This window comes from Rhodopseudomonas julia (genome assembly GCF_030813515.1).
Taxonomy (GTDB): domain Bacteria; phylum Pseudomonadota; class Alphaproteobacteria; order Rhizobiales; family Afifellaceae; genus Afifella; species Afifella julia.
Genome location: NZ_JAUSUK010000001.1, coordinates 1,807,608 through 1,819,960 on the forward strand (window position 1 = coordinate 1,807,608; position 12,353 = coordinate 1,819,960).

8 protein-coding genes are annotated in these 12,353 nt (G+C 63.7%); 6 read left to right on the forward strand and 2 right to left on the reverse strand.

The genetic code is table 11. The features are described from left to right. Positions 1-47 precede the first annotated feature (47 nt). From J2R99_RS08340 to pyc, 5 genes are all read left to right on the forward strand, one after another. Positions 48-1,211, forward strand: a complete 1,164-nt coding sequence (locus tag J2R99_RS08340) for a M20 aminoacylase family protein (protein ID WP_307153961.1) — start codon at positions 48-50, stop codon at positions 1,209-1,211. 117 nt (positions 1,212-1,328) lie between these two features. Further along, the gene (treZ, locus tag J2R99_RS08345; RefSeq protein WP_307153962.1) at positions 1,329-3,110 is read left to right on the forward strand and encodes a malto-oligosyltrehalose trehalohydrolase; all 1,782 of its coding nucleotides are present in this window, start codon (positions 1,329-1,331) and stop codon (positions 3,108-3,110) included. Beyond that, positions 3,103-5,808, forward strand: coding sequence for a malto-oligosyltrehalose synthase (treY, locus tag J2R99_RS08350; RefSeq protein WP_307153963.1), 2,706 nt, complete (start codon positions 3,103-3,105; stop codon positions 5,806-5,808). Before treZ ends, treY begins: the two co-directional genes overlap by 8 nt. Positions 5,809-5,943: 135 nt before the next feature. Then, positions 5,944-6,219, forward strand: a complete 276-nt coding sequence (locus tag J2R99_RS08355) for a YMGG-like glycine zipper-containing protein (protein ID WP_370872334.1) — start codon at positions 5,944-5,946, stop codon at positions 6,217-6,219. Positions 6,220-6,332: 113 nt separating this feature from the next. Beyond that, positions 6,333-9,815 (forward strand): pyruvate carboxylase, encoded by a 3,483-nt coding sequence (pyc, locus tag J2R99_RS08360; protein WP_370872306.1) that lies wholly within the window; start codon positions 6,333-6,335, stop codon positions 9,813-9,815. Between the two features lie 9 nt (positions 9,816-9,824). Here pyc and J2R99_RS08365 read toward each other — a convergent pair whose 3' ends face one another. After that, entirely contained in the window at positions 9,825-10,412 is a 588-nt protein-coding gene (locus J2R99_RS08365; RefSeq protein ID WP_307153966.1) for an O-acetyl-ADP-ribose deacetylase, read from the reverse strand. Between the two features lie 42 nt (positions 10,413-10,454). Next, a complete protein-coding gene (locus J2R99_RS08370; protein ID WP_307153967.1) occupies positions 10,455-11,234 on the reverse strand; it encodes a 3-hydroxybutyrate dehydrogenase in 780 nt (259 codons plus the stop codon). A gap of 164 nt (positions 11,235-11,398) precedes the next feature. Here J2R99_RS08370 and ku point away from each other — a divergent pair, with 164 nt between their 5' ends. Further along, a complete protein-coding gene (ku, locus tag J2R99_RS08375) occupies positions 11,399-12,349 on the forward strand; it encodes a non-homologous end joining protein Ku (protein WP_307153968.1) in 951 nt (316 codons plus the stop codon). Positions 12,350-12,353: the final 4 nt, after the last annotated feature.

Sequence of the window (12,353 nt, forward strand, 5' to 3'; positions counted from 1 at the left end):
GTGCGGCACAGGCGCTAGCATCGGTTCTTTCACGAGAGAGCCGCGTCATGCCCGTCATAAACTCCCTTGCCGAAGCCGCCGACGAGATCACGCAATGGCGGCGCGATTTTCACCGCAACCCGGAGCTCCTCTACGACGTGCCGCGGACGGCGAAGGTGGTGGCGGACAGACTGCGCGCTTTCGGCTGTGACGAGGTGGTGGAGGGCATCGGGCGAAGCGGTGTCGTCGGCATCATCCGTGGCCGAGGAGACGGCGATCGCGGCATCGGCCTTCGTGCCGACATGGACGCGCTGCCGATCGAGGAGGAAAGCGGCAAGCCGTGGCGCTCCGAAACGCCCGGGAAGATGCATGCCTGCGGTCATGACGGCCATATGGCGATGCTGCTCGGCGCGGCGCGCTATCTCGCCGAAACGCGCAATTTCTCCGGGCGCGCGGTGATCGTCTTTCAGCCGGCCGAGGAGGGCGGTGCGGGTGCGCGCGCCATGATCGAAGACGGGTTGATGGAGCGTTTCGCCATCAGCGAGGTCTACGGCCTGCACAATATGCCGGGCATTCCCGTCGGCCAGTTCGGCATCCGTCCGGGCCCGCTGATGGCGGCGACCGACAATTTCATCATCCAGATCGAGGGCAAGGGATCGCATGCCGCCAAGCCGCATGCGGGCGTCGATCCCGTTCTCGTCGGCTCGCAGATCGTCAATGCGCTGCAATCGGTCGCCTCGCGCAATGTCGATCCCCTGAAGAGTGCCGTCGTCTCCGTGACGACCTTTCACGCTGGCGACACGTTCAACGTCATCCCGCAGCGCGGGACCTTGAAAGGCACGGTGCGCACGCTCGATCCGGCCATACGCGATCTGGTCGAGCGGCGCATGAACGAGATTGTGCCGACGATCGGGCAGGCTTTCGGGGCGCGCGCCCGCCTCGATTACCAGCGGCATTACCCGGTGACGGTCAATCACGAAGAGCAGACGCACAAGGCGGCGGCCGTCGCGCGCGAAATCGCCGGGGAGGGGGCGGTGACCGAAGACACGCCGCCGCTGATGGCCGGGGAGGATTTCTCCTATATGCTGGAAGCAAGACCGGGTGCTTTCATCTTTCTCGGCAACGGCGATTCCGCCGGCCTTCACCACCCCGCCTATGATTTCAACGACAGCGCAGCACCTTACGGCGCAAGCTATCTTGCACGCCTTGTCGAAAGGGCGATGCCGGCATGACGCTCGGAACGCTGGGATCGCCTGAGCGTTGACCGGCCACTGCACCCCCGCAACACCTTTAAGTCGATATATTCCGTGACCCAGAGCTTCTCATTTGAAACGACATGGGGCGCATTCATGCGCCCGGAAGGCGGCGCCCGTTTCCGCTTGTGGGCTCCCGCTCAGAACGCGCTGACGCTGCGCCTCGCCGGCCAGGATCTGGCGATGAACAAGGCCGATCGCGGCTGGTTCGAACTCACCGTGCCGGAGGCCGAGGCGGGGCAGGATTATCAATTCGTGCTGGAAGACGGTTTTGCCGTTCCCGATCCGGCCGCAAGAGCCCAGGTGGGCGACGTGCATGGGCCGAGCCGGCTCGTCGATCCGAAGGACTATCGCTGGCAGAGCGCGGGCTGGCGCGGGCGCCCCGTCGAAGAACTCGTCACGTACGAACTGCATGTCGGCACGTTCAGTCCTTCGGGCACCTTTGCGGGGGTCGAGGAACGGCTCGATTATCTTGAGGATCTGGGCGTCACCGCCATCGAGCTTCTGCCGGTCGCGCAGTTTTCCGGCGATCGCGGCTGGGGCTATGACGGCGTTTTGCTTTATGCGCCGCATGGCGCCTATGGCGGCCCGGAGGGGCTGAAAGCGCTCGTCGATGCCGCCCATCAGCGCGGGCTGATGGTCATTCTCGACGTGGTCTACAATCATTTCGGCCCGGACGGGAATTACCTCCACATGTACGCCCCGCCCTTCTTCGATCCGGAGCGGCACACGCCGTGGGGGGCGGGCATCCATTACGATGATGCGGCCGTGCGCTCCTTCTTCATCGACAACGCGCTCTACTGGCTGGAGGAATTCCGGCTCGACGGCATGCGCTTCGATGCGATCGACCAGATCAAGGGGCCGGGGGCGGATACGCTCCTGCCCGAACTTTCCTCCCGTATTCGCGAAAAATGGCCCGACCGTCATATCCATCTGACGACGGAGGATGAGCGCAACATCGTCTCGCTGCACGAGCGCGATGACGACGGTGCCCCGCGCTATTTCACGGCGGAGTGGAACGACGATTTCCATCACGCCGCGCATTGTGCGGCGACGGCCGAACATGAGGGCTATTACAAGGATTATGCCGACGATCCGATCGGCCATCTGATGCGGATTCTGAGCGAAGGCTTTGCCTATCAGGGTGAGGTATCAGAGCATTGGGGCGGGGCGCGCGGCGTTGCGAGCGCCGGCCAGCCGCCGACGGCCTTTGTGGCTTTCCTGCAGAACCACGATCAGGTCGGCAACCGCGCCGACGGTGAACGGCTCGCCGTTCTCGCCGACGAAGAGATGCTCAGGCTTCTGACGGCCATCCATCTTCTGCAGCCGCAATTGCCGCTCCTCTTCATGGGAGAGGAATATGCCGAAACGCAGCCCTTCCTCTTCTTCACCGATTTCCATGGCGAGCTTGCCGATCTCGTGCGCGAGGGACGGCGACGCGAGTTCACCGCCTGGGAGAGCTTTCGCGATCCCGCACGCCGGGCGGCGATCGCCGATCCGAACGACGTGAAGACCTTCGAGCGCTCCTGCCTCGATTGGTCGGGCGCGGCCAGAGGCGAAGGGCATGAACATCTCGCCTTCACGCGCGAGCTCTTGCATCTGCGCCACCGCGAGATCGTGCCGCGCCTTGCCGGCATGCGCGCCATGAACGGGGAGAGCGAGCGTCTCGGCGACCATGGCTTTCGGGTCACCTGGACGATGGGCGACGGGGCGCGGATGACGCTTCTCGCCAATCTCGGCGATACGCCCGTCTCCACCGACAGCTTCAAGCCGTCGGCTCCGATCTTTGTCTCCGGCCCGGGGGTCGATGCGGAGATCGCCGACGGGCTCGTGCCGGCGCTCGCCGTCGCCTTCTTCATGGAGGCGTCACATGCGTGAGGCAGGTCCGCCGCTCGAGGCGGTGCCGACGGCCACCTATCGCTTGCAGTTTCGCGAGGGGATGGATTTCGACACGGCCGCCGGGCTTGCGCCCTATCTGAAGCGGCTCGGCGTCAGCCACCTCTATGCCTCGCCGATCTTCACGGCGGTGCCGGGTTCGACCCACGGCTACGATGTGGCCGATTTCGCCGAACTCGATCCGGCGCTCGGAGGCGCGGAGGGATTTGCCCGCCTCGCTGACGCTCTCAAGGCAAATGGCCTCAGGCTTCTCCTCGACATCGTGCCCAACCATATGGGCGCGTCGACGGCCAATCCCTATTGGGCGGACGTGCTCGAATGGGGGGAGGAGAGCCAGTATGCCGGCTATTTCGACATCGATTGGTCGGCGGCGAAACTTCTCATTCCGGCGCTCGGCGCGCCCTACGGCAAGGTTCTCGAAGACGGGGAATTCGGGCTGCGTTTCGACAAGGACGAAGGCCGCTTCCGCTTCACCTATTATGATATCGCGCTGCCATTGGCGCCCAATACCTATGGCCGGATTCTGGGCGAGATCGACGAGCCCGATTTTCAGGAGCTTTCGCTGACCTTCGCCACGGGTTCGGCGGATGGGGCGGGGCTTCTCCAGGAGCGGCTTGCGACGCTTGCCGAAGATCCCGAGGCGCTTGCCAAGATCGAAGGAGCGGTCGGCGAGATCTCGGCAGATCGAGAGGCGCTGCACGAACTCCACGAAGTGCAGAACTGGCGGCTTGCCCATTGGCGGATGGCGCGGGAGACTTTGACCTATCGCCGCTTCTTCGAGATCACCGATCTCGTCGGCGTGCAGGTCGATCGCCTGTCCGTCTTCGAGGCGACGCATGCCCTGGTGAAGGAGCTTGCGGCGAGGGGCGATGTGGCGGGCCTCAGGATCGATCATATCGACGGGCTTGCCGATCCGAAGGCTTATCTCGCGCAGCTCGCGGAAATCGAGAACGCGCCCTATGTCGTCGTCGAGAAGATCCTCGGCCCCGATGAAAGGCTGCCGGAAACCTGGCGCACGGCGGGAACGACCGGCTACGAATTCGCCCATGCCTTGACGGCGCTGCAGGTCGATACGGAGGGGCTTTCCCGCCTCGACGGGGCGTGGCGCGAAGAGACGGGCGAAACGCGACCGTTTTCGGAGATCGTGCGCGAAACCAAGCGGCGTATTCTCACCTACAATCTTGCCGGCGAGCTCGCCTATCTCGCCGAACGTGCCCGCGAAATCGGCGAGAACGATCCGCTGACGCGCGATTACGGTCCGGATTCGCTGCGCCGTGCGTTGATTGAGGTCGCGACATCCTTCCCCGTCTACCGTAGCTATGTCGATCTGTCCGGTGCATCAGAGCAGGACCGCAAGCTTCTGCGCAAAGCGGGCGAGGAGGCGAAGCTCTCGCCCTTTGTGGAGGATCCGGGCGTTGTCGACTTCCTGGTCGGTCTTCTGCTTCTGGAAAATCTCTCCGATCACGAGACGGTCGCAAGCGCGCTCTATCTTGCCCGCCGCTTCCAGCAGACGACCGGGCCGATGATGGCGAAAGCGCTGGAAGACACGGTTTTCTATCGCTTCAATCGGCTGATCGCGCTCAACGAGGTGGGCGGCGAGCCCGAGCCTGGACCGCAGGCGAGCTTCCACCCGGCAATGCAGGAGCGGCTCGCGACGCAGCCGCACGCTCTTTCCACGACGGCGACGCATGACACCAAGCGGGGCGAGGATGCGCGTGCCCGCATCGCCACGATCAGCGAAATGGCGGAGGAATGGGCCGAAGCGGTGAAGCGCTGGAACGCGACCCTCCTGCCGCTGGTGGCGGAGCTCGACGACGGGCCGGCACCCGAGCCGAACGTCGTCTGGCTGTTTCATCAGGCGCTTCTCGGCGGCTGGCCGCTCGAATTGCAGGCGGACGATCATGAAGGTCTCGCCGATCTCGTCGAGCGACTGGAAGCCTTCATGCTCAAAGCCGTGCGCGAGGCGAAGGAGCGGACGAGCTGGACCGCCGCCAATACGGCCTATGAGGAGAAGCTCTCCAACTTCGTGCGTTCGGCGCTCTCCAACGATTTCGCCGCCTATCGCCAGGACTTTCTCAAGGTGAGCACGCCGCTGTTTGCGGCCGGTGCGGTCAATTCGCTGGTGCAGACGGTGATCAAGTTGACGGCGCCGGGCGTGCCGGACGTCTATCAGGGGACGGAGCTGTGGGATCTGTCCTTCGTCGATCCCGACAATCGCCGGCCGGTCGATTTCGACAGGCGTCGGGCGCTTCTTGGGGAAGTCGGAGAGATGACGTTCGCGCAGACGCTTCCGCGCTGGCACGAGGCCGTGCCGAAGGCGTGGCTCGTGCAGCGCCTGCTGCGTCTGCGTGGCGAGCACCGCAAACTCTTTCTCGAGGGCGGCTATGAACCGCTTTCCGTCGAAGGACCGATGGCGGCGCAGATCACCGCCTATGCGCGCCAGGTGGAGGGCGAAGCCCTCGTCGTGATCGTGCCGCGGCTGCCGCTTTCGTTGCTTGAGGGGGAAGATGGGCTGACCTTGCGCGCCGATGCCTTTGCCGACACGTTTGTGTCGCTTCCCGGCGGGTTCGCCCGGTTCTCCGATCTCGTCGGGGGTGCCGATGTCGAGGGCGATCGCATTGCGGCTTCAGAGCTCTTTCGTCGCGCTCCGCTGGCACTCTTGTTCGCCTCGGCGTCCTAGGAATTTGTCCGCGGGCCCGGTTTAGTGCCTAAACCTCCGGCATGGATGACGAAATTTTTGGAACCTTGGCATGGGTGCCGGTGTTGTGAGAACGGTTTACCGCACCCAGATCAAGGAGAGGATGGACGCATGAAAATTAAAGCCATTGCCATTGCTGCTGTTGCTGCCCTCAGCATCACCGCCTGCACGCAGACGGATAAGAACGCAGCGACCGGCGCAGCGATTGGCGGTGTCGGCGGCGCAGCGATCGGCGGGCTTGCGACAAAATCGGTCGGAGGCGCCGTGGTCGGTGGTGCGATCGGTGCCGCTTCTGGCGCCATCATCGGCTCGGTGGCGAGCCGTCCCGGCTATTGCTACTACCGCGACCGCTATGGCCGCCGCTACACCGCGGAGTGCCCGTCGGGTTACTGATCGCGCACAGCTGAGTTGAAAGAGAGGCCTCCGGCGTAAGCCGGGGGCCTCTTCATTTGCGTCGCCGAAAACCGGCCGGTAAGAAAGTGCGTTCCTGCAGAGAGAGGGTGGCCTTGCGGAAAGTTTCTAAGCTCCTCGTTGCCAATCGTTCCGAAATTGCAATCCGTGTGTTTCGCGCGGCCAACGAGCTGGGGCTGAAGACGGTTGCCGTCTTCGCCGAAGAAGACAAGCTCGCCCTGCATCGCTTCAAGGCCGACGAGGCCTATCTGATCGGCTCCGGCTCGCACCTGCCCGGCCAGATGGGTCCGATCGAGGCGTATCTGTCGATCGACGAGATCCTGCGCGTCGCCAAGGCGAGCGGTGCGGACGCCATTCATCCGGGCTACGGCTTTCTGTCGGAAAGCCCGGAATTTGCCGAGGCCTGCCGCGAGGCCGGCATCACCTTCATCGGGCCCTCGCCGGAAACGATGCGCCGGCTCGGCAACAAGGTTGCCGCGCGCAATCTCGCGGTCGAGGCGGGTGTGCCTGTGATGCCGGCGAGCGAGCCTCTGCCGGACGACGAAAACCGGTGGAAAGACGTCGCAGGCGAGATCGGCTACCCGGTCATGCTCAAGGCCTCCTGGGGCGGCGGCGGGCGCGGCATGCGCGTCATCTCCAACGAGAAAGAACTCGTGGAGACGGTGCGGCAGGCGAAGCGCGAGGCCAAGGCCGCCTTCGGCAAGGACGAGGTGTATCTCGAAAAGCTCGTCGAGCATGCGCGCCATGTCGAGGTTCAGGTCCTCGGTGACCGGCACGGCAACCAGGTGCATCTTTTCGAGCGTGACTGTTCCGTGCAGCGGCGCCACCAAAAGGTCGTAGAGCGCGCGCCGGCGCCTTATCTGAGTGCGGAAAAGCGGGAGGAATTGTGCGGCTATGCGCTGAAGCTCGCAAAGGCCGCCGATTATGTCTGCGCCGGAACCGTTGAGTTCCTGCAGGATTCCACGACGGGCGAATTTCACTTCATCGAGGTCAATCCGCGCGTCCAGGTGGAGCACACCGTCACCGAAGAGGTGACGGGCATCGACATCGTCAAAGCGCAGATCCGGCTGATCGAAGGCGAGAAGATCGGCGATCCCGCGTCGGGCGTGCCGCCGCAGGAGAAGATCTTCCTCAACGGCAACGCCCTGCAATGCCGTATCACGACGGAAGATCCGGAAGAGAACTTCATCCCGGATTACGGTCGCATAACCGCCTATCGCGGTGCCACCGGCTTCGGCATTCGCCTCGACGGCGGCACGGCCTATTCCGGCGCCGTCATCACCCGCTTTTACGATCCGCTTCTGGAGAAGGTGACGGCCTGGGCGCCGACACCGGAGGAGGCGTTGAAGCGGATGCACCGGGCGCTGCGCGAATTCCGCATCCGCGGCGTGGCGACCAATCTCACCTTCCTGGAAAACATCATCACGCACCCTTCCTTCCAGGATAACAGCTACACGACGCGCTTCATCGACGAGACGCCGGAGCTCTTCGATACGGTGCGGCGCCGCGACCGCGGCACCAAGCTTTTGAATTATATCGCCGATGTTTCCGTGAACGGGCATCCGGAGACGCGCAACAGGCCACGACCGCCGGCCGATGTGCCGGCGCCCGTGCCGCCGCTGTTTGGCGCGAAGGCGATGCCAGAGGATTTCCTCGGCACACGCCAGCTTCTCGACCGCGACGGGCCGGAGGGGTTGGCACGCTGGGTGCGTGCACAGAAGCGGACGCTCGTCACCGACACGACCATGCGCGACGGGCATCAGTCACTGCTCGCCACCCGTATGCGCACGCACGACATCGCGGCGATCGCACCGGCCTATCAGGCGGCGCTGCCGGAGCTCTTCTCGCTCGAATGCTGGGGCGGGGCGACCTTCGACGTCGCCATGCGCTTTTTGACGGAAGATCCGTGGGAGCGGCTGAAGCGCATCCGCGCCGGGGCACCGGGCATCTTGATGCAGATGCTGCTTCGAGGCTCCAACGGCGTCGGCTACACCAATTATCCCGATAACGTCGTCCGCTTCTTCGTCGCCAAGGCGGCGGAGGCGGGTGTCGACGTGTTCCGCGTCTTCGACTGCCTCAACTGGGTCGAAAACATGCGGGTATCGATGGATGCCGTCATCGAGAGCGGCAAGATCTGCGAAGGCACGATCTGCTACACCGGCGATATCTTCGATCCGGACCGCGCCAAATACGACCTCGCCTATTACGTCGATCTCGCCGCGCAGCTGGAGAAGGCCGGCGCGCATATGATCGCCGTCAAGGACATGGCGGGCGTCCTGCGTCCTGCCGCGGCGAAGGTGCTCTTCAAGGCGCTGCGTGAGGCGACGGATCTGCCGCTGCATTTCCACACGCATGACACGTCGGGCATTTCGGCCGCCTCGGTGCTCGCTGCGGTCGAGGAAGGCGTCGATATCGTCGATGCAGCGATGGATTCCGTTGCGGGCCTCACCTCGCAGCCGGCGCTCGGCTCGATCGTGGAAGCGCTCGCTTCGGGCGAGCGCGCGACGGGCCTCACGCGTGATGCGATCCGCAAGATCGCCTTTTACTGGGAGGCGGTGCGCTATCAGTACGCGGCCTTCGAAAGCGACCTCAAGGCGCCGGCCTCGGAGGTCTATCTCCACGAAATGCCGGGCGGACAGTTCACCAATCTCAAGGAGCAGGCGCGTGGTCTCGGGCTTGAATCGCGCTGGCACAGCGTTGCGCACACCTATCACGACGTGAATTTGATGTTCGGCGACATCGTCAAGGTGACGCCGTCTTCAAAGGTCGTCGGCGACATGGCGCTGATGATGGTGAGCCAGGATCTCTCCGTCGACGACGTGCTCGATCCGAACCGCGAGATCGCGTTCCCGGATTCCGTCGTCAAAATGATGCGCGGCGAACTGGGGCAGCCGCCGGGAGGCTGGCCGGAAGCGATTCAGAAGAAGGTTCTGAAGAACGACGAGCCGATCACCGTGCGGCCCGGCTCTCTGATGGAGCCGGCGGATCTGGAGGCGGAGCGTGCAAAGGCCGTGGAGGCGGCCGATCACGAGATCTCCGACGAGGAGCTCGCCTCCTATCTCATGTATCCGAAGGTCTTCACCGACTTTGCGCGGGCGCAGGAGGATTACGGGCCGACGGAGGTTCTGCCGACGCCCGTTTATTTCTACGGGCTCGAAGCCGGCGACGAGGTGATGGTCGAGATCGAGCGCGGCAAGACGCTCGTGGTTCGCTGTCAGGTGGTCGGCGAGCCCGACGAAGAGGGACAGGTGCGCGTCTTCTTCGAGCTCAACGGCCAGCCGCGCTTCGTGCGTGTGCCGGACCGCGCCCATGGCGCGGGAGATGCGGCGCGGCGTCCGAAGGCGGAAGCGGGCAATGCCGATCAGGTCGGGGCGCCGATGCCAGGCGTCATCTCGCAGATTGCGGTCAAGGCCGGCGAGAAGGTGACGGCGGGCGACGTCCTTCTGTCGATCGAAGCGATGAAGATGGAGACGGCGATCCATGCCGACCGCGACGGCACGATCGAAGCGCTCACCGTCAAGGCCGGCGATGCCGTCGACGCCAAGGATCTTCTGATCAGCTACGAGGCGGCCGAATAGGTTCTTTGATTATCGGCCCGGGTGATCGGCCCGGGCCTCCTCATCTGCCATTTCCGCCTCCTGGCCGATTTCGGCGAGGGCGCGGCGATGCTGCTCGGCCGATTCCTCGGAAAAACAGCAGAAGATGATTTTCGACAGCGCGCCGGGATGGCCTTCGGAATAGCCGACGCAGGTGGAGGTCGCGATCGTCGCCGCGCGATCGGCGGGAAAGCCGTAGATGCCGGTCGAGATCGCCGGGAAGGCGATGGATTTCAGGTCGTTCTCGGCTGCGATATCGAGCGAGCGCTTGTAGGCGGAGGCGAGAAGCTCCGCCTCGCCATGCCCGCCGCCCTGGAAACGCGGGCCGACGGCATGGATGACGTGGCGGGCCGGCAGATCGTAGCCGTCCGTCAGGCGCGCCTCGCCCGTCGGACAGCCGCCGAGCGTGCGGCACTCCTCGAGAAGACGAGGGCCGGCCGCGCGATGGATCGCTCCGTCGACGCCGCCGCCGCCGAGCAGCGACTGATTGGCGGCGTTGACGATTGCATCCACGTCGAGCGTGGTGATGTCGGCAATGATGATCGAGAGCGTCGTCTCGGCGATTTTAAGCGTGTCCATCTTCCGAGAAGGCCCTTCGAGCGGCTTCCGTTCCTTTGCCCTTTAAAGAGCCGTCCAGCCGCCGTCGATTGACAACGGTGTCCCGGTGATCTGCGCGGCTGCATCCGAGCAGAGGAAGACGGCCATGGCGCCGATATCCTCGATCTTGACGAATTGCTTCGTCGGCTGGCGTTCCAGCATCACTTCGCGGATCACCGTCTCGCGGTCCATGTTGTGGGTCTTCATCTGGTCGTCGATCTGACCCTCGACCAGCGGGGTCTTCACATAACCCGGGCAGATGGCGTTGCAGGTGATCGCCGTTTCCGCCAGCTCCAGCGCCACCGTTTTCGTGAGGCCGACGACGCCGTGCTTGGCGGAGACATAGGCGCTCTTATAGGGCGAGGCGGTGAGACCATGGGCGGAGGCGATGTTGATGATCCGTCCCCAGCCGGCTTTCTTCATCCCGGGCACCGCGGCAGCCGTGGTGAAGAAGGCGGAGGAGAGGTTGATGGCGATGATCTGGTGCCATTTCTCGGCCGGGAAATCCTCCACCTTCGCCACATGCTGGATGCCGGCATTGTTGACGAGGATCTGGACCGGCCCGATCTTGGCGGCCTCTTCGATGAGGCCACGGCATTCCGCATCGACCGACATGTCGGCCTTCACATATTTTGCCGTCACGCCGTGTTCGGAGGCGATCTTCTCGGCGAGCTCGTGGTCCTCGCGCCGGTCCGTGAAGGAATTGATCACGACATTGGCGCCTTCCGCCGCAAGCGCCTTGGCGACGCCGAGCCCGATGCCGGAATTCGATCCGGTAATGACGGCGGTCTTGCCCTTCAGCATGCTTCTTCTCCTGCGATTTCTTCGTTGCACGTGAAAATGCTGCGGGAGGCGGGGTTTTCCAGGCCAGTTACCGTGGCTGCAGGGCCGGCATGCACGGTGGAACAACGCCTGCACGCGCGGCGTTGATCAAAGTCCGTGAGTCTTATCAGCTGGTTGAGTCCGATATGCCCGCCGTCCGTCCTGTCTGGAAAGGTCAGCTGCGCCTCTCTCTTGTTTCCATCCCGGTCGAACTCTACTCGGCGACGAAGACCTCTTCCAAGATCTCCTTTCGTCAGATTCACGAACCTTCCGGCAAGCCCGTGAAATACCAGAAGGTCGTTCCCGGCGTCGGACCCGTCGATACAGACGAGATTTTGAAGGGTTTCGAATACGAGAAGGGGAATTACGTTCTTCTGTCGGAAGACGAGATCGACGAGGTCAAGCTCGAGACGAAGAAGACGCTCGAGCTCACACAGTTCGTCGGATCATGCGAGATCGCCCCGCTTTATTTCGACAAGCCCTATTTCATGGTCCCGCAGGACGAGCTCGCCGAAGATGCCTTCCGCGTCGTGCGCGATGCGCTGCGCCAGTCGGAGAAGGTCGGTCTCGGACAGCTCGCGCTTCGCGGCAAGGAATATCTCGTCGCCATCAAGCCCTGCGGGACGGGCCTTCTCCTGGAGACGCTGCATTACGAAGATGAAATCCGCAAATCGGATTCCTTCTTCTCCGGGATCGGCGACGAGGAGGCGGATGAGGATCTTCTGGGCGTTGCCTCGGAACTGATCGAGCGCAAGACCGCGCCCTTCGATGCCGCCGTCTTCAAGGACCATTACGTGAAGGCGCTGCGTGACGTGATCGATGCGAAGCTCAAGAAGAAACGGCCCAAGGTCGTGGAAAGCGACGAAGACGAGGCGCCGAAACGCGGCGGCGACAACGTCATCGATCTGATGGCGGCGCTCAAAGAAAGCCTGGAAAAGAGCGACGACGGCAAGAGCGGCGGAAAGAGCGGCCGAAAATCCGCGGCGAAGACGTCGTCCTCTTCGGCGAAGTCGCGGAGCGGAAAGGCGAGCACAGGTAAATCCTCGTCCCGCCCGAAATCCTCCAGCTCAGCCGGGCGGCAGCGGAAATCGGCTTGAGGCG

Bases quoted from the DNA above. Each gene is read 5' to 3' on its own strand.
- J2R99_RS08370 (WP_307153967.1), bottom strand. From the start codon at position 11,234: ATGCTGAAGGGCAAGACCGCCGTCATTACCGGATCGAATTCCGGCATC.
- J2R99_RS08340 (WP_307153961.1), top strand. From the start codon at position 48: ATGCCCGTCATAAACTCCCTTGCCGAAGCCGCCGACGAGATCACGCAA.
- J2R99_RS08365 (WP_307153966.1), bottom strand. From the start codon at position 10,412: ATGGACACGCTTAAAATCGCCGAGACGACGCTCTCGATCATCATTGCC.
- ku (WP_307153968.1), top strand. From the start codon at position 11,399: ATGCCCGCCGTCCGTCCTGTCTGGAAAGGTCAGCTGCGCCTCTCTCTT.
- treZ (WP_307153962.1), top strand. From the start codon at position 1,329: ATGCGCCCGGAAGGCGGCGCCCGTTTCCGCTTGTGGGCTCCCGCTCAG.
- treY (WP_307153963.1), top strand. From the start codon at position 3,103: ATGCGTGAGGCAGGTCCGCCGCTCGAGGCGGTGCCGACGGCCACCTAT.